Here is a 24,856-nt window from a genome sequence, read left to right on the forward strand (position 1 = left end):
CAGAGAAGTACACGTGCCCCGGGTCCGATCCCTCGTCGAACCCGGGGCATCCGTGCCACTCAGCCCAGCAGTTTGGCTTTGAGCGTCATGACAGTCGCCGGGCTCAGACCCAGGCCCTCGGTCAGGTACCGATCGACCGACCCGTAGGTCTGGTCCAACTGGGCGAGACCGGCATCGAGATAGCTTGCCTCGACACCCAACAGAGGCTCCATGTTGACGGCCATCTGTTCGCCCAGGCTCGCCGCGATGCCCGCGCGCGTGGCCTTCATGCCTTCGGCTGTGTACTCGTTGGTCAGCAAGTAGTCGTTCATGATCACCGAGCGGTCGACACCGGCGATACTCAGCAGCAGAAACGACGTCCAGCCGGTGCGGTCTTTGCCTGCGGTGCAGTGGAAGACCTGTGCACCTTCGGTTTCCGCGAGACCCGTGAGCAACTGCGCGAACCCGGCTCGCTCCGTCGCTCCGGTGACGAAGGCGCGGTTCATGTCCTGCATCATCGATCGTGAGTCCTCGGGGGACTTGATCTTCGCGATCATCTCGGCGATGTTCCCGGACAGGATCGGAATGTTCTCGTACGCAACCCCGTCGGGCAAGACATCGGGCTTACTGGCGATCTCGGGTTCCGTGCGCAGATCGTAAACCTTTGTCAGTCCCAGCTTTTCGAGATTGCTCATGTCATCGCCCTTGGGCGTGATCGCGTTCGCGCGGTAGAAGACTCCCTTGTTCACGGGCAGGCCGAAAGTTCCCGAGTATCCGGCGCCGGTGCCTGCGACGTCGCGGAAATTGTCGATCCCGGTCAGCCGCGGCGCATCTGGGGTCTGCTCGGAACTGCCGAAGTTGCTGGATCCGAAATCCAGCGAGCCGAACAGCGGAGCCGAGGGGCCAGGTTCGGCCTGCGCGATCGAGGCGCCGAAACCGGTGATGAGAAAGCTACTGGTCAACGCAATGGCCGCGGCAGACCGTAGTGAGCAGGTACGGGTGGATCGGGACATGTGTGAGCCCTTCGTCGAGCGGAGAGAGTGGCGAGTCGATGAGGTATCGCGAAGGCAAGGTAGCGAGTTCGCGTGTCCGATTCGAGAGGAATCTTGCTTTGCTCCCTCTCAGTGGGAGGCGTGCTGCTGTGAGCGTGGGCGGCTCGGGAGGCGCAGTTCATTCCTCGGGACCTTTGTTTGTGTAAAGGTCCAGTGCCCTGATATTGGTTAGCCTCACCAAATCAATTCCGGAGCAGTCCGGTGCGTTCAGATGGAGTTCAACATGCGGGTTCAAGGTCTGTCGCGGTTTCGCCGCGCAGTGGTGATCGGCGCAGCAGCTGCGCTGGCGGTCGGCGTCGCCGGCTGTAGCAACTCCGAGGAGGCGTCGTCCGAATCGTCGACGACAGCCGCGAGCTCGCAGACCCGTGTCTTCGAGGCGCAGAACGGATCCATCGAGATCCCGAGCGACCCGCAGCGGATCGTGGCCTGCGGATACGCAGTTCTGCCGCTGATTCAGGCGGGAGCGAACCTGGCAGCAGTATGCGAGTGGACCCGTGAACTCGGCAACATGGACGACAAGACCAAGGCCGCTTACGAAGCTCTGCCGAAGGTCGCGCCCGACGGCAACGTCTCCCAGCTCAACTACGAGGGAATCGTCGCTGCCGAGCCCGATCTGATCATCATGGGTGTTCCCGCTCGAGTCGAAAGCCAGCTGGACATGGCGCAGCTCGAGGCGGCCGCTCCCGTCGTCTTCCTGGGACCGACGGTTCCTGCTGATTGGCGAGTGCTGGGCGAGCAGTTCGCCGATGCCGCGAATGTCTCCGACACCTACGGCGAGTTCAAGGACGACTACGACGCCAAAACCGCCGAACTGGCCGCGAAGTACAAGGACAAGCTCGGCTCGTTGACCTTCGGCGGCGTGTGCAACGTCTGCAAGCCGGAGGCCGGCACCTTCTCACGCGAGTACGCGTCTTCGTACACGACCAATCTCTTCGACGGACTCGGACTGCAGTTCCCCGGCACCCCCGCAGACCCTGCCGACATCCATGTCGAACAGGTATCCATCGAGAAGATCGGCGAAAATCTCGGAAATGTCGACGTGATCGTCTACGGCCTCAACGCCGACGGCTCGATGTCTCCGCAGTTGCAGGAGCTGGTCAATTCCGAGCTGTGGAAGGAATTGCCCGCAGTGAAGGCCGGCAACGTCGTCCAGGTCCAGCATTCGCTGGCCGCGACCTATCAGACGGCTCTTCTGACGCTGGATTCGATCGACGAGGGCCTGTCGAAGCTGCCCGCAAACCAGTAGTTCATCGACTGTGACGGTGGCCTCTCGCCTGCTGGCGAGGGGCCACCTGCATATCCGGATGAGCAGGGCGGACAGCTCTCCGATCGGCGAGGACGCTTACCTGTCCCGGCTACCGGGGTTCTGTACGAACTGCGAACGCCCGATAGGGTGACCGGGTGCGTCCTACACTTGATTCCTACACTCATCTGGCCGGTGGCAAGGTCCGTGACCTTTACACGATCGACGACGAGCATCTGCTGCTTGTCGCGAGTGATCGGATCTCGGCCTACGACCACGTGCTCAGCACGCCGATCCCGGACAAGGGTCGCGTGCTCACCGCGATGAGCGTGTTCTTCTTCAACGTCCTCGGTGGCACCAACCACCTGGCCGGCGAGCCCGACGACGATCGCATCCCGGAAGAGGTTCTCGGCCGCGCTCTCGTGGTGCGCTCCCTCGACATGGTTCCCGTCGAATGCGTCGTTCGTGGCTTCCTCACCGGCTCCGGCTTGGTCGACTACAACAACACCGGCGCAGTGTGCGGCGTCGCGTTGCCCGAGGGCCTCGTCGAGGCGTCGCGTCTGCCCGACCCGATCTTCACCCCGGCGTCCAAGGCGGCTCTCGGGGATCACGACGAGAACATCAGCTTCGATCAGGTAGTGGAGAAGGTCGGCCAGAAGCTGGCAGTGCAGCTTCGTGAGGACACTCTCGACGTCTATGCCCGCGCCTCCAACTTCGCAGCGGATCGCGGAATCATCCTTGCCGACACCAAGCTCGAATTCGGTCTCGACTCCGCTGGAAACCTCGTGCTCGCCGACGAGGTGCTCACCCCCGACTCGTCGCGCTACTGGCCTCTCGAAGGCTACGAAGCGGGCAAGGTGCAGCCCAGTTTCGACAAGCAGTTCGTGCGCGACTGGCTCACGAGCCCTGAATCCGGCTGGGACCGTAGCTCGGACACGACACCGCCGCCGTTGCCGCAGGAGATCGTCGACGCGACCCGGGCACGCTACATCGAGGCGTACGAGCGCATTTCCGGTCTGTCCTTCGACGATTGGGTCGGTCCCAGCGCATGAGCCTGATCCCGCCGGTCGCAAAGAAGGTCCCCGCCGAACGTACCCATCACGGACACACGTTCGTCGATGACTACGAGTGGCTGCGGGACAAGGACAACGCCGAGGTAGTCGCATACCTCGAAGCCGAAAACGCGTACACCGACGAGCAGACGGCCGCGCTCGAGCCCTTGCGCGAGAAGATCTTCCAGGAGATCAAGTCGCGGACGCAGGAAACCGACATGTCGGTGCCCACGCGCATGGGTAAGTGGTGGTACTACTCGCGCAGCGTGGAAGGCAAGTCGTACACCGTCCAGTGCCGGTGCCCCATCGCCGGTGAAGATGACTGGACTCCGCCCGACCTAACGCCCGGCGTCGAGCTGGCCGACGAGCAGATCCTCATGGACGGTAACGTCGAAGCCGAAGGGCACGAGTTCTTTTCGCTCGGCGCGTTCTCCATCAGCGAGGACGGCACGTTGCTCGCGTACTCGGTGGACATCGTCGGCGACGAGCGGTACACCTTGCGGTTCAAGAACCTCGAGACCGGTGAGATGCTCGCCGACGAGATTCCCGATACCGCGCCTGGCGCCACCTGGGCGATCGACCACAGTCACGTCTTCTACATGACGGTCGACGGCTCCTGGCGTCCGGACACGGTGTGGCGTCACAAGCTGGGAACGCCGCAGAGTAAAGATGTTTCGGTGTTCCACGAGCCCGACGAACGGTACTGGGTTTCGGTGGGGTCCACCCGCAGTGAGAAGTACCTGATGATCTGGGTCGGTTCCAAGGTGACCAGCGAAGGCTGGATGCTGGAATCGGCGAACCCGGAAGGCGACTTCCGCGTCATCATCCCACGTCGCGAGGGCGTCGAGTACGGGGCCGAGCACGCCGTGATCGGGGGAGAGGACCGTTTCCTCATTCTCCACAACGACGTCGTCGACGGCATCAAGGCCGAGAACTTCGTGTTGGTGGAAGCTCCCGTGTCGGATCCGACGAACATGACGACGCTGATCGAGCACAGCGCCGACGTTCGGCTGGAAGAAGCCGAAGCCTTTGCCGGACACCTCGTCCTGAGCTACCGACGCGAGGCGCTCACTCGGGTTGCCGTGTGGCCGTTGACGGATGACGGCTACGGCGAACGCCACGAGATCGACTTCGACGAAGAACTCTTCAGCATCGGCATGGGGTCCAACCCGGAATGGGCGCAGCCCACCATCCGGCTCGGGTTCACCTCATTCATCACTCCCGGGCAGGTGTACGACTACTACGTCGCCAGTGGTGAACTGGCACTGCGTAAGTCGCAGCCCGTTCTCGGAGACTTCGATGCGAGTAACTACGAGCAGCGTCGCGACTGGGCAGTAGCCGACGACGGAACCCGCATTCCGCTCTCGATCGTGAGGCGCGTAGGTGCGCCGCAAGGTCCCGCGCCGCTGCTGTTGTACGGCTACGGTTCCTACGAGGCGAGCATCGACCCGTCGTTCTCGGTTGCCCGCTTGTCGTTGCTCGATCGCGGCGTCGTCTTCGTCGTCGCACACGTGCGCGGCGGCGGCGAGATGGGCCGTCACTGGTACGAAAACGGCAAGACGCTCACCAAGAAGAACACCTTCACCGATTTTGTCTCTTGCGCAAAGCATTTGATCGACACCGGTGTCACGTCGGCCGACCGGATGGTTGCCGACGGCGGTAGTGCAGGTGGACTGCTGATGGGCGCTGTCGCCAACATCGCTCCGGAACTGTTTGCCGGCATTCTCGCCAATGTTCCGTTTGTCGACCCGTTGACGTCGATTCTCGATCCGTCGCTGCCGTTGACGGTCATCGAGTGGGACGAATGGGGAGATCCGCTGCACAACAAGGACGTCTACGACTACATGCGCTCGTACAGCCCGTACGAGAACGTGGAAGCCAAGGACTATCCCGCCATTCTTGCGATCACGAGCATCAACGACACCCGTGTTCTGTACGTGGAGCCGGCCAAGTGGGTCGCAAAACTGCGCGCCACCAAGACCGGTGATGCTCCGCTACTTCTCAAGACCGAGATGAGCGCCGGACACGGCGGTGTCAGCGGTCGGTACGAGAAGTGGAAAGAGGTCGCGTTCGAGTTCGCCTGGGTGTTGGACACCGTGGGCGCGAACTAGCTTCTGTGTCAATCAGGTTCGGTGACTGTCAGGTTCTGTGTCAATCAGGTTCTGCGGTAACGAACCTGAGGGCGCCCAGCGCGCCCGTACTCGGTCTCCCGGGTGAGCATGCCGTCGTCTGCCAGCTTTTCCAGGTAGCGCCAGGCTGTCACCCGGGACACGCCGACCGATGCTGCCACCTCTGCAGCGGTCACGGGTCCCTCAGAATCCCGGACAGACGCTGCGACGAGTCCGAGTGTTTGAGACGCAAAGCCTTTCGGTGCCGCTGCTCGATCGTCGGACGTTCGTAGCGCGGACATCGCGCGGTCGATGTCGTGTTGACTGACCGCAGACTCTCCAGCGGGAAGCGCTGCACGATATTCGAGGTAGCGCTCGAGCTTGTCGCGGAATGCTGCGAAAGTGAACGGCTTGAGAAGATAGAGGACGATCCCGCGAGCCACGGCGCTTCGGACCACCTCCAGATCGCGCGCCGAGGTAACCGCGATGATGTCCGGACTGGGCCGCAAACCGCCCAGGGCGGAAGCCACGTCGAGACCGCTGGCGTCGGGCAACCCGATGTCGAGCAGGACCAGGTCGATGGGCTGGTCGGTGGCGTTGGCCGCCGTAACTGCACGCACGGCGGCGTTCCCGGAATGAACCACGCCGTGGACCACGAATTCCGGCACACGCTCGACGTACGAACGGTGCGCCTGGGCGATCAACGGTTCGTCGTCGACTATCAGCACACGGATCATCGCGGTGCTTCCACCTCGCGCAGCGGGATACGGACAACCAGCATGGAGCCCATCGCCGGCTCGCTGGTGAGCGTGCCGCCGTGCCGTTTCACAACTTGAGAGACCAGTGCGAGACCGAGTCCGCGAGAGCCGGATTTTGTGGAGTAGCCACGGCCCTTGGCCTTTTCGAGTGCTTCGGGTGTCATTCCCGGGCCGCTGTCGGCGACGGCAACAACCATCATCGAATCCTCTTCCATTACCGTCACTTCCACCCACGGAGACTCGCTCGCGCGCGATGCGTCAATAGCATTGTCCACGAGATTGCCGACCAGCGTGACCAACTCGCGTGCATTGAGCGAAGGAACCGGACCGAGCGCGGTGTCTTCGGTGATGGTCAGGTCGACCCCGCGTTCGGCCGCTTCACTCATTTTCCCGAGCAGCAGTGCGGCGAGCGCCGGCTCGTGGACCGCATTCATCAGACGATCTATCAACTGTTGGGACACTCGCAATTCATTGGTGGCGAAGGCCACTGCGTCGTCGTTCCGGCCCAACTCGACCATCGTGATGATCGTGTGCAGACGATTTGCACTCTCGTGGGCTTGCGATCGAAGCGACTCGGCAAAACTGCGTACCGAATCCAATTCCCCGAGTACGTTCTGCAATTCGGTGTGATCGCGAATTGTCAGCACGGTGCCAATTCTGTTGCCCTCCCACTCAACCGGGTGTTGGTTGACCACCAGCACACGCTTGTCGGTGAGGTGCACTTGATCCTTCGCGGGAGAGGCGTCGTCGACTCGCATGGTCTCGGGGATGGACGAAAGTGGCACGGGCCCGTCCGGTAGATCGAGGAGGCGACGCGCTTCGTCGTTGACGATATCCACTCGCGCATCTCTGCTTCGGCCTCGCCCGATCACCACCAGACCCTCACCGATGCTGTGCAGGACGGCGTCGTGGTGTTCGTACATGGTGCGCAGTTCATCCGGCGCCATCCCCAGGGTCTGTCGCCGGATACGCCGACTCACCAGAAGTGAACTCAGGAGGGCGGCAAGAAGACCGCCGCCGGCAACGAACAGGATGACCGGAACACTTTGGGCGAACTGCTTGCTGATCTGCTCGCGGGTGACACCGGCAGAAACCAGACCGACCAAGGCTCCGCCGGAATCGTAGACAGGAGTGACTGCGCGGATCGACGGCCCCAGCGACCCGGCGTACGTCTCTGTGAAGGTCACGCCGGCAAGTGCGCGGTCGATGTTCCCGGTGAAGAGTTGACCGATCAGCTCCGGGCTCGTGTGGGTGAACCGAGTGCGATCAGGCGCCATCACCACGATGAAATCGACGCCGGTTGCCTGTCGGATCTTCTCGGTCTGTGGTTGCAGAATCGCGGTCGGGTCCGGACTCGTCAGGGCTGCCGCCGTCGAATCCGACAGGGCGAGAGTCTGCGCTATCGAGCTCACCTGCCTGCGGATCGCGTCGTCGCTGTCTCGGCGTTCGTCGACAACTGCGAGCGCGGCTCCCACACCGATGACCAGCGCCAACAACGCCAATTGCAGGAGCAGGATCTGCCTGGCGACGCTCATACGTCGGCCGGTCTTTCGTTCGACCATCGAGCGCCTCCTGAACGTAATGAACACAAACTTCCGGGCCCACCTGTTTGCAACAAGAATTCTCCACGACTCGAAGTGATCCCGATCACTTCACAGATATCCGATCCAAAGGACACCCCATGAGCAGCACGGCAACAGGGACAGTAGACGGTTCCCCACAGCCCGAGGGCACCAAGGCAAAGCGCGACAAGACGCATTGGCTCTACATGAGCGTCATCGTCGCGGTCATCGGAGGCATCCTCGTCGGTTGGCTCGCACCCGAGTTCGGTAAGTCCGTCGGTGTACTCGGCACGTTGTTCGTCAGCCTGATCAAGATGATGATCAGCCCGGTCATCTTCTGCACCATCGTGCTCGGCATCGGCTCGGTTCGAGCGGCGGCCAAGGTCGGCAAGGTCGGCGGCCTCGCACTCGCCTACTTCATCGGGATGTCCACCATCGCACTCGCGATCGGCCTGGGCGTCGGCAACCTGCTCAACCCGGGCAGTGGCCTGAACATCACGCCCAATGCGGCCTCCGTGGCCAAGCTTGCAGATCAGGCCCACAGCGCGGGCGGTACCTGGGACTTCATCGCGTCCATCATTCCGACGTCGATGCTGTCCTCCCTCACAGCCGGCAGCGTGCTGCAGACTCTGTTCGTCGCCCTTCTGGTCGGCTTCGCGATCCAGTCGCTCGGCAAGTCGGGTGAACCGATCCTCAAGGCCGTCGGATACATCCAGAAGCTCGTGTTCAAGATCCTGACGATGATCCTCTGGCTCGCCCCGATCGGTGCTTTCGGTGCCATCGCCAGCGTCGTCGGCCAGACCGGTTTGAACGCCGTCGTCCAGCTCGGCACGCTGATGATCGGCTTCTACCTGACCTGCCTGATCTTCGTCTTTGGTGTTCTCGGAACGCTGCTGCGCGCGGTCACCGGATTCAACATCTTCAAGCTGGTCAAGTACTTGGCCCGTGAGTACCTGCTCATCTTCGCCACGTCGTCCTCCGAATCGGCACTGCCGCGTCTGATCGCCAAGATGGAGCACGTAGGCGTCGAGCGCACCACGGTGGGCATCGTCGTTCCCACGGGCTACTCGTTCAATCTCGACGGCACCGCGATCTACCTGACGATGGCCTCGATCTTCATCGCCGACGCCATGGGACAGCCACTCGGTTTCGGTGAACAGCTCTCGCTGCTGGTGTTCATGATCATCGCCTCCAAGGGCGCTGCCGGAGTCAGCGGCGCCGGTCTGGCCACGCTGGCAGGCGGACTGCAGAGCCATCGCCCCGAGCTTCTCGACGGCGTCGGACTCATCGTCGGAATCGACCGCTTCATGTCGGAAGCGCGAGCGATCACCAACTTCTCGGGCAATGCGGTTGCGACTCTCCTGGTCGGCGCCTGGACCAAGACGATCGACAAGGAACGCGTCGTCGAGGTACTCGACGGGAAGATTCCGTTCAACGAAGCCACGATGCTCGACGACGAGGACGAAGAAGAGCAGCACAAGCTCGAAACGGCTCCGACCGGCACCAAACAGTCGTTCGTGAGCCATCACTAGAAACGTCCGCTCTGCTGAACGTTTGACTGCGCTGCAGGCGCGGAACCCGATCTACGATCAGTGATCCTGGTCGTAACGATGAAAGAGACCGCCGCACCAACCGTGCGACGGTCTTTTTCTGTTCGTGGCTAGGTGTACCAGGTCGGTTCGGGAATCTCGCCGGTCAGAAAACGACTACCGACTTCACGGCGCTTGTACGCGAGCGGATCGTGAAGGGTATGCGTCCGGATGTTGCGCCAGTAGATGTCCAGGCCGACGTCGTTGGACGTGGCTCGGGCACCGGTCAGTTCGAAGATCTTGTTGCTGATCTCCAAGGAGACGTCGGCGGCGCGAAGTTTTGCGGCCGCAATGCGTACGGCGAGGTCGCCGCGAGCCTGCTCGGTGAGGTTTTCGCGAGCGTCGTGGAGCACGGCGTCGGCCTCACGGCTGACCTGGTCCACGAAGGCCTCCGCTGCCCACAGCTTGGATTGCAAGTCGCCGTAGCCCTCACGGAGGTACCACTCGTCGGTTGCGATTTCGCGGTTGTCACCGCCGTACGGCCATGGACGCGTACGGGTTCGGGTGTACTCGGCGGCAGTGTCCAGTGCGCCACGAGCGATCCCGAGGTAGAAGTTGGCGAACACGATCTCGATCGCCGGGAAGTTCAGGGTGTTGTAGACCAGAGGTTGGAATTCCTTGTCGACAAAGCCTGCCGCACTTGCCCAGTCGACCTCGACGTCGTTGATCTCGACACTGCCGGAATCGGTGAGGCGCTGCCCGAGATTGTCCCAATCACCGCGGAAGACTATGCCGTCCTGAGCAGTCGGCACGATTGCGAACACATGCGTCGCAGTTCCGTCGATGATTCCTTCGAGCACCGTGAGGTCGGTGACTCGGCCACCGGTGGAAAACGACTTCACACCGTTGAACACCAGGGTGTCTCCGCGGTCCGCGACGGTGAGGTCGGTGTCTCGAGGGTTGACCGCGCCGCCGAAGAAGAATCGGTTGCTCGTGTACAGCTCCTCGACAGCGGAGATCTGCGGATCTGTTCCGACCAATCTGGCTGCCCATGCCCACAGGTAGTGGTATCCGAGCAGTTGTCCGATGGAGCCGTCGGCGCGGGCGATCTCCCGAACCACCTTGTAGGCGGTCTCCCATCGCTGCCCGCCGCCGCCGAACTCGACCGGGCCCAGGAGCGTCACAAGACCACTGTCCTTGAGCAGCTGAACTTCTCGGAACGGTGGTTCGCCGGCTCGGTCGCGGGCGAGTGCGTCGGCGGCAAGGATGTTGCTCACCTCGCGAGCCCGGTCGATCCAGCCCTCGGATGTGTCGGGAACGCCGACGAAGACTTCGGTTTCACTGGTCACGGTCATGCCTGTTCATCCTTTTCGGTCGGTGCGGTCCCGATGGCCCACACGTAAATCGGTTCGGTTCCGTTGATTTCGTAGTCGCCGACAACTTTGGATTTGAAGACGACCGGATTGTGGCTGGCGACGGTGCGGGCGTTGCGCCAGAATCGATCGAGATCGAGGTCGCGGCTGACTCCGGAAGCACCGAGTGCGTCGAAGATCTTGGCCGTGGCCGGCACGACGAGTCCGATCGAGGTGACTTGCCCTCGCCCCGAATCGATTTCGGCTGCGATGTTGGCGGCCTTCTCTTCCTCCGGCGAGCCGGAGAATGCGGCTTCGTAAGCCCATTGGGACGACTGTGCTGCGTGCAGTGCAACGGCCTCGGCTGCAAAGGCTGCAGAGGACACCTCGCCGACAACTTGCTGGATCTGCGAATCCTGCGCGTATCTCGGAGCGTTGCCGTGACTGAAGGTTCGAGTGCGAGAGGCAACTCGACGAGAGATCTCGATCGTAGCAGCCTTGGCGATGCCGGCGAGAGTGGCGAGGTGGAACAATTGGTAGAACGCGGTCTGGTATTTGAATCGCGTCGAGAAGTCGAAGATGTTCTCCGGCTGTACAATTGCGTTCTCGTAGACGGACGAACCGGAGCCAGTCGTCTGCTGGCCGAACCCGTTCCAATCGTCACTGTGTGTGACACCGGGTTGTCTCGCCTCGACCGCCGCGATCACGAATGCGCCGGTGTCGGTGCGCTGCGAGTACAGGTCGATCCAGTCGGCGAAGATGGAACCCGTGCTGTAGAACTTTGCCCCGTTCGCCAGGAAATGGTCGGCATCGGGTGCGGGCGAGACCTTGGTGTTGGCTTCGCCCAATGCAACGTCGCCGATTTCGGTCCACGCGTTGCCGACTAACTGTCCCTCCGCAAAGCGTCGGAGCCAGATGTCACGCTCCGGGCCTGGGTCGGCGACCAGTCGGTCTTCGACAAATGCGAAATGTCCGCGCAGGGCCTGGGTGATATTGGAATCGGCGCTCGACAGCTCGACTAGTAAGCGGATCAATTGCGGGATGCTCGCACCGGATCCACCGTGTGTTGTCGGCACCCGAACGGCGCCGAAGCCTGCATTCTTGAGTGCGTCGATCTGTTGGAAGGGAAGTACGTGATCGCGTTCGCGTTCGACGACGCCTTGTGCGATGTCCGCGAAGATCGGACGGAATTTCTCTGCCAGTGTTTCGTAGTCGACCTCACTTTTGATCGGATCAGCAGACCGGGGTACGGCATTCGGCGTCAGTGCGGTGGTCATGGGAAGAATGCAAGCTGTAAACACCAGGGGCGTCGATCCTTCATCGCGACCTGATTCGAAGTGTTGTCAGTCCGCGCAAATCTCGGTTCGATGGCCTGCCGGGCACTCTTGTCGAAATCGAGTGGTCAGTGGGGTTGCTCGTGAACGTGCTCGACGGTCCATCCGCTCCATTCGACGGTCCCTCCGGCACCACAATCATGTCGGAACGGCAGCCCTGGAGGACCGGAGCGAACGACGACGCGAAAGTCTCTCCCCTCCAACCGAAGATCGACAGTCGTGTGTTCTCCGTCGACACTCTCGCTGATGCTCTCGAGTGCGTCCGTGGCGACGATGTCGGTGGCGCGTCGGACAGCATGTTCGGCTGCCTGAGCGGCCTGTGACAGTGCCGCCCGGCCGCGCAGGTGCAGCAGCTCCAATTCTCCGGCTAGGTATTTCTCGGCAGCATCGATTGCGGAGTTGCCGTCCAGTCGGCTGAAATAGACTGCGGCAGGCCACGCAATCATGTTGGCCGCGAAACGATCTCCGCCGATGTGACTGCATTCCCACACATCTGCGATCTGTGCCGCGTTCAGCGCCGAAACGACCGGGCGGCCGAGTTCCGCGCAGCACGCATCCTTCTTTCCATGCGTGCAGACTGCGAAGAGCGGTTCCGTGCGGGAGCGGCCGAAGTCGGGTTCCGCTCCGGTGGCCATCGATTCGAACGGCAGTACCGACAGGTCCTCGTATCGGTCGACCGCCCCTTCCCGCATCCATTGGCGTGTGCCGTCCGTCCAGGCGAGTACACACGTCGGGGTGAGCACCCGGCGGTTGCGGGTCCGCCGGATCACCACGACACGGATACGGCCCTGCGCTGCGTAGATCTTTTCGGTGAGCGCGACGGGGAGAACGTCGTCAGGGGCGGACGCCGGCCAGGGGCCGGGATGCTCGATCAATACCCACAGATGTGTCATTCCGGCGCGACCGACCATAGGTTCGCCGGCGGTCGACGACTGCCGTGTACAGGCGTGAGGGCGTCGACTGGTTTGCGGATTGGCGACAAATTCCGAAAGGCACTGCATAGATCCTTTCCCCAGGACACCGTCGCTGTGGCAGGGGAGGGAAGACATGATGAGGCTCCAGTCTCGTAGGTTAGGCTCACCAGACTATTGGATGGTGAATCCTTTGCTCAGCCGCGGTGAATGCACGTGGCTGTGACGGAAGGAAGCAGTCGGTAACAGGAGTTTGTGAATGAAACGCAGTAACTCGCGGACGAAGTACATGCTGGGTGGTTTTGTCCTCGCCGCCATAGTGGCAACGACAACGGCGTGTGGCAGTGACGACAAGACGGATACCGGCAGTCAGTCTGCCGACACCGTGCACGCGGTCACCCACGCCCGTGGAACTACCGACGTACCGACGGATCCGCAGCGAGTTGTCGTGCTCGAGCCGGTTCAGCTCGACACGTCGGTAGCGCTGGGCGTGATTCCCGTGGGCACCGCGGTACTCAGCGAGACGACCGGCGTTCCGGCGTACCTCGGTGAGAAGGCGGCGGAGATCGAGATGGTCGGAACCGTCGCGGCACCGAACCTCGAGAAGATCGTCGCACTGAGCCCGGACCTGATCATCGGAACGGAATCGCGGCACGGTGATCTGTACGAGCAGCTCGCTGCCATCGCACCGACCGTCTACATGGCAACTCAGACCGATCCGTGGCAGGACAACGTCCAGTTCGTCGCAGAGGCGTTGAACAAGACCGATCAGGCAGGTGAACTGCTCGGTGACTACACGGCACGCTGCGAGGAAGTGGCGAGCAAGCACAGCACCGAGGGCAAGACCGCTCAGCTGATCCGCCCACGCGACGACGTTCTGACGCTGTACGGACCCACGTCGTTTGCCGGAAGCACTCTCGAATGTGCTGGACTCACGATTCCCGCACGCGACTGGGAGAACTCGATCTCGGTGGACCTCTCCCCGGAATTCGTCTCCGGAGCCAACGCCGACCTCATCCTGGTCACCTCCGCGAAACCGGCCGATGCCGGCACGATGCCGAAGGCCGTGGCCGACAACGCCGGATTCTTCCCGAACCCGCATCTGGTCGACATGTCCTACTGGATCACCGGCGTCGGACCGCTCGGCGGCCTCACCGTTCTGGACGACCTCGATCGCATTCTCGGAGCGTCGAATTAGCAGTGCGCGAAGGAGCAGTGCGTGAGAGAGTCGCTAAGTTGGAGCCTATGACAACTCCAGTACAGAACATCGCGATCAACACCCTCGGTGGCGTGCCCACCTCTTTGGGTGAATACGACGGCCGCGCCGTCCTCGTGGTCAACGTCGCGTCCAAGTGTGGACTGACCCCGCAGTACTCGGCGCTCGAGAAGCTGGCCAGCGAGTACGCCGATCGCGGTCTGACCGTGATCGGTATCCCGTGCAACCAGTTCATGGGGCAGGAACCGGGTACCGCCGAAGAGATCGAGACGTTCTGCTCCACTACCTACGGCGTCACGTTCCCGCTTCTCGAGAAGATCGAGGTGAACGGCGAAAACCAGCATCCGCTGTACGCCGAGCTCACCAAGGCGGCCGACGCCGAAGGCGCTGCGGGAGACATTCAGTGGAACTTCGAGAAGTTCCTGATCGGACCGGACGGCACCGTCGTCAACCGCTTCCGTCCGCGGACCGAGCCTGACGCACCCGAGGTTGTCGCCGCGATCGAAGCTGCGCTTCCCAAGAACTAGAGGTTTCCAAGAACCAGTAGGTGCGCTGAAAACTGCCGCCGGATGATCATCCGGCGGCAGTGTGCTGTTCACCCACAGCTGCCACTATCGGAGTATGTCCGCAGAACTGATCGTGTCGGTATCCGGAATCAGAGACGAGACATGTTATCTCGCTGCCGGATTCGCAGACGAGATGGACACTCGAGGTGTCCGCTTGTCGCTCCTGGTGGCGCCGCGACTGAAGGACAAATACCGACTGGCCGACGACGCGGTGACGACGGCTTGGCTGCGTGAGCGTCGCGAGCACGGCGATGCCATCGTTCTGCACGGCTACGACCAGGCCGCGACCAAGCGTCGCCGAGCCGAGTTCGCCACTCTGTCGAAGCACGAAGCGAAACTGCGACTACTCGCTGCGGACCGCGTTCTCGAGCATGCAGGCCTTCGGACCCGGGTGTTCGCACCGCCGCGCTGGGTGGCATCGCCCGGTGCCATGTCGGTGTTGCCGGAGACGGGCTTTCGCACGATGGCAGGCCTCGGGGCAGTACATGATCTGACCCGCGGAACCTTGCAACGGGGAAGGGTTTTCGGGATCGGCGAAGGCTTCAAGGCCGAGCCGTGGTGGTGTCGCGCATTGGTTCTCGGAGCCGGGCGTGCCGCCAAACGTGGGGGACTGGTCAGATTGTCGATCACGGCCAAGCAGTTGGGAAACGAGGGCCCACGTCAGGCCGTCCTCGACGCCGTCGACCTTGCCCTCTTCCACGAAGCCAACTCGCAGGTGTATCGGTGGAACTCCCCGTCTCAGGAGCTCGGCGCTGCCTGAATTCGGTAGTTGGCAACTATTTGATAGCTACGAGAATATGTCGTCTGTCCGGGTTGTCCGAGCGGGCAGACTCTTCGCGTTTCTCCACTTCCTTGCTGGTAGTAGTGCAGAATGGGTCAAAATCGCATAAAACGGACGATTAATTAGAGCGCTGGGTCAGCCAACTCTCCCACTGCTAGAGTGCGTGCAGTTAATCTGCCGCTAGTAGATGGGATTGGGATCTCGCCATGCGCACGAGAGTGTTCTCCAAGTCGGCCGAGGGTCTTGTCGCCGTGGCTGTGGGCGCAGTCGTCTGTGCTGCGTTCGTTCCGGCGCTCGCGTCTGCCGCTCCGACCAGCGCGGTTCACACGCTGCCGACGGGCAGTGTCGACGGCGGGTCGAGCGGGTCGAGCGATGGCGTCCGCACCGCAACCGTCGACGATGAAGGTGAGCAACTCACACTGCGCCTTCACAAGATGAACCTGCGGGGATCCGAGTTCTCGATGGCTGTGCAAGACAGCGACGGAGAGCTGACCGACGCGGTGATCCCGGCGCCCCGTTCGTACATCGGCAGCGTGGAAGGGCGTCCGGACGCAATCGTCTCGGCCATCGTCGACTCCGCCGGAACACTGCGAGGGCAGGTGATTTTCGATCGTGGTGCTTCGCTCGAGTTCGTCGGATCCGACGTGGTCGGTCGCAGCACGGCGCCGATCGACGCAAAGCCCAAGTGGCCCACCGCCGCCATTGCGCCGGCCTCGGCCGCAAGGGTCGGCAAGACGGTCAAGCAATTCGTGGTGGGACTGGACCTCAGTGGCGAGTGGTACTCCGCGCACGGCGCAGGCAGTGCCGCCGTCGCTCTGGATCGGGCCGAGGAATCAATGGCCCGCACCGCTGCCATCTGGATCAGAGACGTCGGGATTCGGCCGGTCCTCGGTCGAGTTGTCCTGCGGGCAGATTCCGCCGGCGATCCGTACTCGAGCAGTTGTGAAAATCTCGAGCAGTTGGAAGATCTGTGGTCCGATCAGGTCGGGTCGAGTGTCGATCAGGCGACCGTCGTGTGCGCATCCGGTGGCGGAAATGCCTACTACTCGAAGTTCGAACTCGACCACAGCTACGCGCATGTAAGTGCCGAGTCCGACGGCAACTTCAGCCGCGTTCTCCGCCACGAGTTGGGCCACAACTTCTATGCCGACGACTACCACGGCGGCGGCGCCGAGGGATCGACCATCATGAACGGCAACGAGCTCTCGCGCTTCGACGGCACCGAATTCGCTGCCATCGTCGATGCGGCGGAGGTTGCCTCGGCTCGACTCGACGACGTCGGTCGGTACACGGCAAGCCCGATCCCGCCGTACGCCGCACTCGACATCGCGCGGGTCCGCTCAGGCGGCACAGTCACCGTCGACGCCGTCGCGAATGATCATGACAGCAACGGAGATTCGATCAAAGTGACCGGCGTCGGGGCAACGTCACTTCTCGGTGGCACCGTGAAGCTCGAAAACGGCGAAGTGGTGTTCGAAGCCGGAACGAAGGCAGGCACCGACAGGATTCTCTACACACTCACCGACGCAGCCGGTGGCACGAGCACCGGCTGGATCATCGTCGATGTGAGTGCGTGAGAACCGAATCAGGCGACTTCGACGCTCGACTCCTCGTCGAGAACTCGGAACTCGGTGCCGTCGGCAGCCATTTCCGAGTAGCGACCGTAGAAGATGCCCGCGGCCTCGTCGCGGATGATCGCTTGATGAATGGGAACCGCAACGCGCGGCGCCACCGCGCGGAGGTAGTCGATGGCCTCCGAGATCTTGAGCCACGGTGCGGCGGCGGGGAGGGCGAGAACGTCGATCTTTTGTTCGGGGACGTAGAGGGAATCGCCGGGATGCATGAACCGTGCCGGGTTGGTGGCGTCACCGAGGAGGAACGCGGTGTTGTCGATCATCGGTAGGTCCGGATGGATGATTGCGTGCTCTCCGCCCGTTCCGGTCACCTCGACGTCGCCGAAGCTGAACCGGTCGCCCGGCCGGACGCCGGTCCAGCGCCCACCGAGCTTTTCAGCCGTCTGCGGATCGCTGTAGAGCACGGCGTCGGGATTCGCTTCGGCCAGTTCGGGCAGCCGCGCAGGGTCGGCGTGATCGGGGTGTTGATGTGTCACGAGGATGGCGTCGAGGCCGGTGATGCCTTCGAATCCGTGCGAGAAGTTGCCGGGATCGAAGAGGATCTTCGAGCCGTTCAACTCCACGAGCACACAGGAATGGCCAAAATGTGTCAGTCGCATGATTTCGAGTATGCGCCGCCCCGAAGGGACTCGCAGGCGGGTTTCACAGGTGGTGGCCGTCACGCCCCGATCACTCGATGCGAACCATCTCGGGTCCGCCCGGTAAACTGGCCATCACCCGAGCGTTTCACTCCGGGTTCGCGCACTAGTACCGAGGAGCAGCACGTGGCCCGTGTCGTCGTCGAAGTCATGCCCAAGGCCGAGATTCTCGACCCCCAGGGACAGGCAATTGTCGGGGCACTGTCTCGCCTGGGCTTTGCAGGAGTATCCGATGTCCGTCAGGGCAAGCGGTTCGAGTTGGAGATCGACGGCAGTGTCGAAGACGCCGAACTCGAGAAGATCGCCGAAGGCCTGCTGGCCAACACGGTGATCGAGGATTGGACCGTCAGGCGAGTCGAGGCATGAGCGCACGTATCGGAGTAATCACTTTCCCCGGCACGCTCGACGACATCGACGCGGCTCGGGCAGTGAACCTGGCCGGCGGTGAAGCTGTCGAACTCTGGCACGGCGATGCAGACCTCAAGGGTGTCGACGCGGTCATCGTGCCCGGCGGATTCTCGTACGGCGATTACCTTCGTTGCGGCGCGATCGCACGTTTTGCTCCCGCGATGGGCAAGGTTGTGGAAGCAGCCAAGGGCGGCATGCCGGTCCTGGGCATCTGCAACGGTTTCCAGATCCTCTGCGAAGCAGGATTGCTGCCCGGTGCCCTGACCCGTAACCAGGGTCTGCACTTCATCTGCCGCGACGAGTGGTTGACGGTCGAAGCCAACAACACGGCGTGGTCCTCGCGATACGAGGCCGGCGCGCAGATCCTCATCCCCCTCAAGTCGGGTGAAGGTCGCTTCCAGGCGTCCGAGAAGGTTCTCGACGAACTCGAGGGCGAAGGCCGCGTCGTCTTCCGTTACTCGGAGGAGAACCCCAACGGCTCGCAGCGTCGTATCGCCGGCATCTCCTCGGCCAACGGCCGGGTCGTCGGTTTGATGCCGCACCCCGAGCACGCCACCGAGGCTCTCACCGGTCCCAGTGACGACGGATTGGGCTTGTTCTACTCGGCCCTCGACGCGATCGTCACTGCCTGATCGCCTGCTGATTTTCACCACTGAACGCCGACCGGAAATCCGGTCGGCGTTCAGTCGTATGTGGGCCCGGTACCCAGGGCTACTGGCTGTAGGAACTGAGGAAGTTGCCGAGTCGCTCGAGTGCCGTCGAGAGATCGTCGGTGTTGGGGAGAGTCACCAACCGGAAGTGATCGGGTTCGATCCAATTGAACGCGCGACCGTGGCTGACAAGAATCTTCTCCGATTCCAGTAGATCGAGAACGAACCTCTCGTCGTCGACGATGCCGAACTTGTCGACGTCGAGCTTGGGGAACAGGTACAGCGCCCCGTCGGCCTGTTGGCAACTGATCCCGTCGATGCTGTTGAGCGTGGTGTGTGCGAGATCGCGCTGGGCCGTCAGCCGACCTTGTGGAAGCAACAGGTCCTCGATGGACTGGCGTCCGCCGAGTGCAGTCTGGATAGCGTGCTGCGCCGGCACGTTGGCACACATTCGCATGTTGGCCAGCAATTTGATGCCTTCGATGAAGCTCGACGCCCGCTCGAGTGGTCCGGTGATGGCCAGCCATCCGGCTCGGAATCCGCACACGCGGTAGGCCTTGGACAGTCCCGAATACGTCAGACACAGAACGTCTCGCCCGGTCATCGTCGCAAGGTTTGTCATGGATCGGCCGTCGTAGACGATCTTTTCGTAGATCTCGTCGGCGAAGAGCATCAGATCGTGTTTGCGCGCTAGATCCACGAAGCGTTGCAGCACCTCCGTCGAGTAGACGGCGCCCGTCGGATTGTTGGGATTGATGACGACAATCCCTCGGGTGCGCGGCGTGATCCGAGCTTCCAGATCGTCGAAGTCCGGTGCCCAGCCTTGGCTTTCATCGGTGAGGTAGTGGACGGGCGTGCCGCCGGCAAGTGAAACCGAAGCCGTCCACAAGGGATAGTCGGGAGCGGGAATCAGGATCTCGTCCTCTGGATTGCAGAGGGCCTGCATCGTCAGGGTGATCAGTTCGGACACACCGTTTCCGAGATAGATCTCGTCGACGGTGACGTCGGTGATACCCCGCGTCTGGTAGTACTGGACCACCGCAGTGCGCGCCGAATACAGTCCGCGAGAATCGCAATATCCCTGCGCGGTAGGGAGATTGCGGATCATGGCCATCATGATTTCGTCCGGAGCTTCGAATCCGAAGGGGGCCGGATTGCCGACGTTGAGTCGCAGGATCGTGTGTCCCTGATCCTCGAGTTCTTCGGTCTTGTCGAGAATTCGCCCTCTGATGTCGTACCTGACATTCTCGAGCTTGCGGGCCTGATCGATGGGTGTGTTCACGCGGTTACGTACCTCTCCGGTTCGGGTGGGTGAGTTGTGTTTCAGATGAGAAGGGCGCCTCAGGGTTCGGTCTGGAAACGGACATTGATTTGCGATAGCGCTAGCGGCGAAAGAGGAGTAGCGCTACTATGATTCGACATGTCCAATGATAGCAGTTCGAGGATTGTCGCAGCTTTGCGTGAGTGGATCGCGACGGCTCCTCCAGGCGCGAAGCTTCCGTCCACTCGGTCGCTCGTCAGCCTGCACGGGGCGAGTCCGGTCACCGTGCAGAAGGCGCTGCGAACACTGGTATCTCAGGGGGTTGTGGAGGCTCGTCCCGGTGTGGGGACCTTCGTGCGCGCGGCGCGCGTCGTGCGACCCAACGACTACGGGTGGCAGACAGCGGCGCTTGGATCGCCGAACTATCGTCTGCAGCTGCCCATGGCGCTGCAGTCCACCTCCAACGACGTGATCGCGCTGCATTCCGGCTATCCGGCCCGAGAGCTGTTGCCGGAAGGTCTGGTTCGTGCAGCCTTCACCAGGGCGACGCGAACCGACGCCGTGTTCAATCGGCCCCTCGCTGCCGGGCTTCCGGAACTGCAGTCCTGGTTTGCCTCCGAATTGGGTTCCGCCACTCCTGCCGGGATCACGCCGCCGGGGCCGAACGACGTGGTTGTACTTCCCGGCAGTCAGGGCGGGCTTGCGACGTCCTTTCGCGCGTTGGTGGGGGAGGGGCGTCCGTTGCTCATGGAATCGCCGACCTACTGGGGTGCGATCCTGGCCGCCGCGCAGGCAGGAGTCACGGTCATTCCGATCTCCAGCGGCGCCAACGGGCCTGATCCTGAAGAGCTTTCGCGTGCATTCGAACAGACCGGTGCCCGTGCGTTCTACGCACAACCGAGCTTCGCGAGTCCGACCGGAGCGCTGTGGTCGCCGTCGTTGGCCGACAAGGTTCTCGACACCGTCCGTCGGCACGGCGCATTCCTCATCGAGGACAGTTCGGCGCTCGACTTCGGAATCACCGCAGATCCCAGCCCCATCGCTGCACGAGACGACAGCGGTCACGTCGTCTACCTTCGTGCGCTGACCAAGAGCGTGTCCCCGTCGGTGCGAGTTGCCGGATTGATTGCTCGGGGTCCGGCGTACGAGCGGATTCTGGCTGATACACAGGCAGATTCGATGTACGTCAGCGGGATGCTGCAAGCGGTAGCGCTCGACGTCGTGACCCAACCGGCCTGGCGAACCCACTTGCGCAGGCTTCGTCACCAACTCGAGGCCAGACGCGACCTCCTCGTCTCGAGTCTGCGCGAGCACGCGCCGGACGCTCACCTCGATGCCGTACCGAAAGGCGGACTCAACCTCTGGCTTCGGCTCCCGGACACCACGAACGTCGAACGCGTGGTGCAGGACTGCCGGTCGGCCGGCGTCATCGTCGGGGCCGGTGACGATTGGTTCCCGGCAGAACCGACTGGAAAGTTCTTGCGGCTCAACTACGCCGGACCGAACCCGGGTGAGTTCCCCGACGCCGCCCGCATTATCGGCCGAGCAATCACGCAACATATGTAGAACTTCACCTCGCTGGTGGTTGACCTGAACTTCCGTTGAGGTTTTATCGTCGTGTGCATGAACAAACAAGCGATGCAGCCACCGGCCAACCAGCCGATCGGATTCTGGACCGCGCGAGCCGGTGAAGCGATTCGCACGCGCACGCGCGGAGCACTCGAAGCGATCGGCGTCACCCAGCCGGGGTGGTGGGTCCTGCACCAACTTTCGCTGCACCCTGAAGGGGTGGAGCGTGCTGTCCTCTTGCGGACGATCGGTCCGAACGAATCCACCGACGTGATCGATGACGCCGTCGACTCTGCCCTCGAACTGGGGTGGGCGCGCGAAGACGGGTCTGTCCTTCGCCCGACTGATGCGGGCTCCGAGCAGTTCGATCGCGCCGCGCGGGTACAGCAGATGCTGCAGGAAGAGCGGATGCAGGGAATCACCGAAGAGGAGTTTGTCACCACCATCACTGTGCTGCAGCGAACCATCAAGAACGTGGGCGGCGACGCCTGGCACTGGTAGCAGACATTATCTGGGCCCGCTGCCGGGTAGAGCGGCTTCGATCAATTCGACGGCGCGGGACACACCGCCCGCCGCTGCGAGTTCTTCTGCCAACTCCGCGCTGCGTCGGCGGAACTCGTCGGCGCTCACCAGAGTCAGCGCCTCACGAAGCTCTACTGCCGTGACGGTAGCGCTGTCGACGCGTACTGCGACACCGGCGTCGACGAGCGAGTCGGCGTTGCCGAACTGATCGACGGCTTGCGGCACTGCGATCATGGGTGTCCCGGTCACCAGTCCCTCGCTGGATCCGCCCATACCCGCGTGGGTCACGAACGCGTCGGCCTGCTGCAGAATCGCGAACTGCGGTACCCAACGGTGTATTTCGACGTTGTCGGGCAATGGTCCGAGATCTGAGATCTGCACCTGCTTTCCGATCTGGAGGACGACGTGCCAGCCGTCCATCTGGCCGAAAGCCTCGACGCAGGTGCGGTAGAAATCCGGATGATCGGTGAATGCTGAACCCAGCGAGATCAACAAGAGCTTGCGTTCGGGATCCGGGTTCACCCAAGGTTGACTGCTCGGTTCGAGTGCGGGGCCGACGAACGTGTAGACGTCGCGGTTCACGCGTTCGGCGTTGGGCTGCATCGATTCTGCGATCAGCACGATTGCACGGGGTGGGCGTCCGGTGAACTCACGTGGATCGACCTCGACGCCTTCGGCGCGGAAGAACCGGGTCTCCCGATCGAGCAGGTCGACGCCTCTCGGATCGGAACGAATTTCGTCGTACATCGGTGCGGCGTCGGCTTCGTAACCGTCCCAGGCAACGTACGTCGGCGATAACTGGATGATGGGAACGCCCCACTGCTGAGCCAGTATTCGTGCCGGAATGCCGGCGATGTCGTAGAGAAAGAGGTCAGGGCGATCGTCTTCGTAGATTCGGCGTAGCTGCGGCAGCATCGACTCGTAATCGTCCTGGAAAATCGTCAACTGATCGATCAGATCCCCGTCCCAGCTCTTCTCGGGTTCGGCGCCGTCGGGAGAAGGGACGAGGCTGGGCAGCGTGGAGACGTACGGTGCGAATTCGGCCCCGGTCGCCTCGATGATCTCACGCATCGACTCGTCGTTGGCATAGGTGACGCGGTGACCGGCGGCGACGAGACGCGCGATGATCGCCAGGCTCGGATTGACGTGGCCCGGTGCCGGAATGCTCACCATGGCGATATGTCTGCGGGTCATCGATCACTCCTGCCGTCTGACTGCTCTGGAACAACTCCGGATACCGGACCGAGACTATCCACCAGGATGGGTAACGGCATCTGATTTTTGCCGGGGAAGTACCGTGCGCACTCGAGTAGGACTACGCATCCGAGTGCCGGGATGGGCGAGCAGACTTCGAAGCATGAGCACACCGACAACACCCTCGAAGACCACTGCAGCCTTCTATCTTCAGGCCGGAATAGCCTTTGCCGTCAGTTTTGTCGGCACCCTCCTCGGAACTGCGTATCTTCCGATCGATGCGTGGCAACGCGGATTTCTCGGAATGTCCTTGCTGTTCTTGGTCACCAGTACGTTCACGTTGGCCAAGGTGATTCGTGATCAGCAGGAGGCATCCACAGTCAGGGTTCGAGTGGACGAGGCTCGACTGGAAAAGCTGATCGCCGAGCACGATCCGTTCAAAGCGGCAGCCTGAAACCTGTCGGCAAGGTGAGGATCAGCGTGCTGCCGAGAGGTTGCTCGTTTCGGAGCGCCGACAGATCGCCGCCGTGTGCGAGCGCGAGGCTGCGCGCAATCGTGAGCCCCAAACCGGAACCGTCGGATCGATCACCGCGATGGAAACGGTCGAAGACTGATTCGAGTTGGTCTGCGGGAATTCCGTCACCGGTGTCGGTGACGGACACCGAGAGGTGGTCACCTTCCCGTGCGAGTGTCACCGTCACCGAACCTCCGCTCGGAGTGTGCCGCAACGCGTTTTCGAGCAGATTGGCGAGGATCTGTTCGATTCGTTGGCGATCGACCTCGGCCGTGATCGGTTGCGGAGGTAGCGCGGTCGTCAATTCGACTCCACGATCGGCGAAACGTGGCGCCGCTGCTGCCGTTGCGCTGCAAACGATGTCGTCGATCTTCTCATCTCGGCGATCGAGTTCGAGAGCGTGTTCGTCGGCCGCGGAGACGTCCGCCAGATCGCAAGAGAGCCGACGCAGTCTTTCGAGTTGATCGCGCATGACCGACCATGAAGAGTTGTCCGTGGGGAGGACGCCATCCTCGATGCCGTCCACGTACGCAGCCAAAGTCGATACCGGAGTGCGTAATTCGTGGGCAAGATCGGCAAGCAGGCGTTTGCGGACCCGATCCGAATGATCAAGGCGTGCCGCCATGTCGGCAAAGGCAGTTTCGAGACGCGTGAAATCGGCATCTACGTCGGACCTGCCGATAGTCACGTCGAAGTTCCCGTCTGCGACGCTTTGAGCCGCCTCCGCCAGCGTTGAGATCGGGGCCGTGATGCGTCGGACGATGTAGACCGCGGCGATGCTTGCGCCCACCAGTGCGACCGCGATCCCGCACAACAGTGCAATGGTCATGGTCTGAGCGAATGCCTCTTCGGTGTGGGTACGGACATTCGAGTCTTCGATGCCGGCCATCATGAGGTGGTTGTGAAAGAGCGGGGCAGCGACGGCAATGGCGACTGCGGCGATGGCGAGGCAGGAGACGAACAGGACGACAAGCTGCGCCAGCAGCAGTTTTCCGCGTAGCCCGAGTTTCTTCATGACGACCT

At 62.3% G+C, this 24,856-nt stretch carries 23 protein-coding genes; 13 read left to right on the plus strand and 10 right to left on the minus strand.

Going from position 1 to position 24,856, the window contains the following annotated elements; genetic code table 11:
* Window positions 1-59: 59 nt before the first annotated feature.
* Window positions 60-992, minus strand: a complete 933-nt coding sequence (locus tag AC1Q6C_RS24670; RefSeq protein ID WP_054781000.1) for a tyrosine-protein phosphatase — start codon at window positions 990-992, stop codon at window positions 60-62.
* 250 nt (window positions 993-1,242) lie between these two features.
* Here AC1Q6C_RS24670 and AC1Q6C_RS24675 point away from each other — a divergent pair, with 250 nt between their 5' ends.
* The 3 genes from AC1Q6C_RS24675 (at window position 1,243) to AC1Q6C_RS24685 (ending at window position 5,437) form a co-directional block, all read left to right on the plus strand.
* Window positions 1,243-2,277, plus strand: a complete 1,035-nt coding sequence (locus AC1Q6C_RS24675) for an ABC transporter substrate-binding protein (protein ID WP_081377449.1) — start codon at window positions 1,243-1,245, stop codon at window positions 2,275-2,277.
* 155 nt (window positions 2,278-2,432) lie between these two features.
* On the plus strand, window positions 2,433-3,326 hold the full coding sequence (locus tag AC1Q6C_RS24680) for a phosphoribosylaminoimidazolesuccinocarboxamide synthase (protein ID WP_003945463.1): 894 nt from the start codon (window positions 2,433-2,435) through the stop codon (window positions 3,324-3,326).
* A complete protein-coding gene (locus AC1Q6C_RS24685) occupies window positions 3,323-5,437 on the plus strand; it encodes a S9 family peptidase (RefSeq protein ID WP_270008393.1) in 2,115 nt (704 codons plus the stop codon). The genes AC1Q6C_RS24680 and AC1Q6C_RS24685 overlap by 4 nt, the downstream gene beginning before the upstream one ends.
* Before the next feature lie 44 nt (window positions 5,438-5,481).
* Here the strand turns inward: AC1Q6C_RS24685 and AC1Q6C_RS24690 are convergent, their stop codons facing one another.
* A complete protein-coding gene (locus AC1Q6C_RS24690; RefSeq protein WP_003945570.1) occupies window positions 5,482-6,171 on the minus strand; it encodes a response regulator in 690 nt (229 codons plus the stop codon).
* Window positions 6,168-7,754, minus strand: coding sequence for a sensor histidine kinase (locus AC1Q6C_RS24695; protein WP_492666858.1), 1,587 nt, complete (start codon window positions 7,752-7,754; stop codon window positions 6,168-6,170). The genes AC1Q6C_RS24690 and AC1Q6C_RS24695 overlap by 4 nt, the downstream gene beginning before the upstream one ends.
* A gap of 119 nt (window positions 7,755-7,873) precedes the next feature.
* On the opposite strand from AC1Q6C_RS24695, the gene AC1Q6C_RS24700 reads away from it, so the two are divergent.
* Window positions 7,874-9,286, plus strand: coding sequence for a C4-dicarboxylate transporter DctA (locus AC1Q6C_RS24700; RefSeq protein ID WP_007734438.1), 1,413 nt, complete (start codon window positions 7,874-7,876; stop codon window positions 9,284-9,286).
* Window positions 9,287-9,414: 128 nt separating this feature from the next.
* Here the strand turns inward: AC1Q6C_RS24700 and AC1Q6C_RS24705 are convergent, their stop codons facing one another.
* The 3 genes from AC1Q6C_RS24705 to AC1Q6C_RS24715 form a co-directional block, all read right to left on the minus strand.
* Entirely contained in the window at window positions 9,415-10,638 is a 1,224-nt protein-coding gene (locus tag AC1Q6C_RS24705) for an acyl-CoA dehydrogenase family protein (RefSeq protein WP_054188015.1), read from the minus strand.
* Window positions 10,635-11,912, minus strand: a complete 1,278-nt coding sequence (locus AC1Q6C_RS24710) for an acyl-CoA dehydrogenase family protein (protein ID WP_492666859.1) — start codon at window positions 11,910-11,912, stop codon at window positions 10,635-10,637. The genes AC1Q6C_RS24705 and AC1Q6C_RS24710 overlap by 4 nt, the downstream gene beginning before the upstream one ends.
* A 125-nt stretch (window positions 11,913-12,037) precedes the next feature.
* Entirely contained in the window at window positions 12,038-12,862 is an 825-nt protein-coding gene (locus AC1Q6C_RS24715; RefSeq protein ID WP_232329985.1) for a sucrase ferredoxin, read from the minus strand.
* A 277-nt stretch (window positions 12,863-13,139) separates the two neighbouring features.
* Between AC1Q6C_RS24715 and AC1Q6C_RS24720 the strand changes: the two genes are divergently transcribed.
* The 4 genes from AC1Q6C_RS24720 to AC1Q6C_RS24735 all read left to right on the plus strand — a co-directional run bounded on the left by AC1Q6C_RS24720 (window position 13,140) and on the right by AC1Q6C_RS24735 (window position 17,020).
* Window positions 13,140-14,078: an ABC transporter substrate-binding protein gene (locus AC1Q6C_RS24720; protein WP_042452648.1), complete on the plus strand. Its 939-nt coding sequence runs from the start codon at window positions 13,140-13,142 to the stop codon at window positions 14,076-14,078.
* Between the two features lie 47 nt (window positions 14,079-14,125).
* Complete coding sequence (locus AC1Q6C_RS24725) at window positions 14,126-14,623, plus strand: glutathione peroxidase (protein ID WP_003945816.1); 498 nt, start codon at window positions 14,126-14,128, stop codon at window positions 14,621-14,623.
* 94 nt (window positions 14,624-14,717) lie between these two features.
* A complete protein-coding gene (locus AC1Q6C_RS24730; protein WP_492666860.1) occupies window positions 14,718-15,422 on the plus strand; it encodes a DUF2334 domain-containing protein in 705 nt (234 codons plus the stop codon).
* Window positions 15,423-15,649: 227 nt separating this feature from the next.
* On the plus strand, window positions 15,650-17,020 hold the full coding sequence (locus AC1Q6C_RS24735) for an Ig-like domain-containing protein (RefSeq protein ID WP_270008395.1): 1,371 nt from the start codon (window positions 15,650-15,652) through the stop codon (window positions 17,018-17,020).
* 8 nt (window positions 17,021-17,028) lie between these two features.
* Here AC1Q6C_RS24735 and AC1Q6C_RS24740 read toward each other — a convergent pair whose 3' ends face one another.
* Window positions 17,029-17,676, minus strand: a complete 648-nt coding sequence (locus AC1Q6C_RS24740; protein ID WP_270008396.1) for an MBL fold metallo-hydrolase — start codon at window positions 17,674-17,676, stop codon at window positions 17,029-17,031.
* Window positions 17,677-17,841: 165 nt separating this feature from the next.
* Between AC1Q6C_RS24740 and purS the strand changes: the two genes are divergently transcribed.
* Entirely contained in the window at window positions 17,842-18,081 is a 240-nt protein-coding gene (purS, locus tag AC1Q6C_RS24745) for a phosphoribosylformylglycinamidine synthase subunit PurS (RefSeq protein WP_003945817.1), read from the plus strand.
* Window positions 18,078-18,755 carry a phosphoribosylformylglycinamidine synthase subunit PurQ gene (purQ, locus tag AC1Q6C_RS24750; RefSeq protein WP_003945887.1) on the plus strand — a complete coding sequence of 226 codons (678 nt, stop codon included), beginning with the start codon at window positions 18,078-18,080 and terminating at the stop codon, window positions 18,753-18,755. The genes purS and purQ overlap by 4 nt, the downstream gene beginning before the upstream one ends.
* 79 nt (window positions 18,756-18,834) lie before the next feature.
* Here the strand turns inward: purQ and AC1Q6C_RS24755 are convergent, their stop codons facing one another.
* Window positions 18,835-20,055 carry a pyridoxal phosphate-dependent aminotransferase gene (locus tag AC1Q6C_RS24755; protein ID WP_003945423.1) on the minus strand — a complete coding sequence of 407 codons (1,221 nt, stop codon included), beginning with the start codon at window positions 20,053-20,055 and terminating at the stop codon, window positions 18,835-18,837.
* Between the two features lie 138 nt (window positions 20,056-20,193).
* Here AC1Q6C_RS24755 and AC1Q6C_RS24760 point away from each other — a divergent pair, with 138 nt between their 5' ends.
* Window positions 20,194-21,600: an aminotransferase-like domain-containing protein gene (locus tag AC1Q6C_RS24760; protein ID WP_042452643.1), complete on the plus strand. Its 1,407-nt coding sequence runs from the start codon at window positions 20,194-20,196 to the stop codon at window positions 21,598-21,600.
* A 57-nt stretch (window positions 21,601-21,657) separates the two neighbouring features.
* Entirely contained in the window at window positions 21,658-22,104 is a 447-nt protein-coding gene (locus tag AC1Q6C_RS24765) for a MarR family winged helix-turn-helix transcriptional regulator (RefSeq protein WP_007734451.1), read from the plus strand.
* A gap of 6 nt (window positions 22,105-22,110) precedes the next feature.
* Here the strand turns inward: AC1Q6C_RS24765 and AC1Q6C_RS24770 are convergent, their stop codons facing one another.
* A complete protein-coding gene (locus AC1Q6C_RS24770; RefSeq protein WP_064111953.1) occupies window positions 22,111-23,319 on the minus strand; it encodes a macrolide family glycosyltransferase in 1,209 nt (402 codons plus the stop codon).
* A gap of 163 nt (window positions 23,320-23,482) precedes the next feature.
* Here AC1Q6C_RS24770 and AC1Q6C_RS24775 point away from each other — a divergent pair, with 163 nt between their 5' ends.
* Window positions 23,483-23,773, plus strand: a complete 291-nt coding sequence (locus AC1Q6C_RS24775; RefSeq protein WP_270008398.1) for a YiaA/YiaB family inner membrane protein — start codon at window positions 23,483-23,485, stop codon at window positions 23,771-23,773.
* Here the strand turns inward: AC1Q6C_RS24775 and AC1Q6C_RS24780 are convergent.
* Window positions 23,757-24,848, minus strand: a complete 1,092-nt coding sequence (locus AC1Q6C_RS24780; RefSeq protein ID WP_039973422.1) for a sensor histidine kinase — start codon at window positions 24,846-24,848, stop codon at window positions 23,757-23,759. The two genes, AC1Q6C_RS24775 and AC1Q6C_RS24780, sit on opposite strands and share 17 nt — an antisense overlap.
* Between the last annotated feature and the right edge of the window lie 8 nt (window positions 24,849-24,856).

It is taken from the genome of Rhodococcus sp. MT28, from assembly GCF_058792695.1.

Bases quoted from the DNA above. Each gene is read 5' to 3' on its own strand.
- AC1Q6C_RS24770 (WP_064111953.1), bottom strand. From the start codon at position 23,319: ATGACCCGCAGACATATCGCCATGGTGAGCATTCCGGCACCGGGCCAC.
- AC1Q6C_RS24765 (WP_007734451.1), top strand. From the start codon at position 21,658: ATGAACAAACAAGCGATGCAGCCACCGGCCAACCAGCCGATCGGATTC.
- AC1Q6C_RS24775 (WP_270008398.1), top strand. From the start codon at position 23,483: ATGAGCACACCGACAACACCCTCGAAGACCACTGCAGCCTTCTATCTT.
- AC1Q6C_RS24780 (WP_039973422.1), bottom strand. From the start codon at position 24,848: ATGAAGAAACTCGGGCTACGCGGAAAACTGCTGCTGGCGCAGCTTGTC.
- AC1Q6C_RS24715 (WP_232329985.1), bottom strand. From the start codon at position 12,862: ATGACACATCTGTGGGTATTGATCGAGCATCCCGGCCCCTGGCCGGCG.
- AC1Q6C_RS24705 (WP_054188015.1), bottom strand. From the start codon at position 10,638: ATGACCGTGACCAGTGAAACCGAAGTCTTCGTCGGCGTTCCCGACACA.
- AC1Q6C_RS24730 (WP_492666860.1), top strand. From the start codon at position 14,718: ATGTCCGCAGAACTGATCGTGTCGGTATCCGGAATCAGAGACGAGACA.
- AC1Q6C_RS24720 (WP_042452648.1), top strand. From the start codon at position 13,140: ATGAAACGCAGTAACTCGCGGACGAAGTACATGCTGGGTGGTTTTGTC.
- AC1Q6C_RS24740 (WP_270008396.1), bottom strand. From the start codon at position 17,676: ATGCGACTGACACATTTTGGCCATTCCTGTGTGCTCGTGGAGTTGAAC.
- AC1Q6C_RS24685 (WP_270008393.1), top strand. From the start codon at position 3,323: ATGAGCCTGATCCCGCCGGTCGCAAAGAAGGTCCCCGCCGAACGTACC.
- AC1Q6C_RS24700 (WP_007734438.1), top strand. From the start codon at position 7,874: ATGAGCAGCACGGCAACAGGGACAGTAGACGGTTCCCCACAGCCCGAG.
- AC1Q6C_RS24675 (WP_081377449.1), top strand. From the start codon at position 1,243: ATGGAGTTCAACATGCGGGTTCAAGGTCTGTCGCGGTTTCGCCGCGCA.
- AC1Q6C_RS24725 (WP_003945816.1), top strand. From the start codon at position 14,126: ATGACAACTCCAGTACAGAACATCGCGATCAACACCCTCGGTGGCGTG.
- AC1Q6C_RS24690 (WP_003945570.1), bottom strand. From the start codon at position 6,171: ATGATCCGTGTGCTGATAGTCGACGACGAACCGTTGATCGCCCAGGCG.
- AC1Q6C_RS24670 (WP_054781000.1), bottom strand. From the start codon at position 992: ATGTCCCGATCCACCCGTACCTGCTCACTACGGTCTGCCGCGGCCATT.
- AC1Q6C_RS24760 (WP_042452643.1), top strand. From the start codon at position 20,194: ATGTCCAATGATAGCAGTTCGAGGATTGTCGCAGCTTTGCGTGAGTGG.
- purQ (WP_003945887.1), top strand. From the start codon at position 18,078: ATGAGCGCACGTATCGGAGTAATCACTTTCCCCGGCACGCTCGACGAC.
- AC1Q6C_RS24710 (WP_492666859.1), bottom strand. From the start codon at position 11,912: ATGACCACCGCACTGACGCCGAATGCCGTACCCCGGTCTGCTGATCCG.
- AC1Q6C_RS24735 (WP_270008395.1), top strand. From the start codon at position 15,650: ATGCGCACGAGAGTGTTCTCCAAGTCGGCCGAGGGTCTTGTCGCCGTG.
- AC1Q6C_RS24695 (WP_492666858.1), bottom strand. From the start codon at position 7,754: ATGGTCGAACGAAAGACCGGCCGACGTATGAGCGTCGCCAGGCAGATC.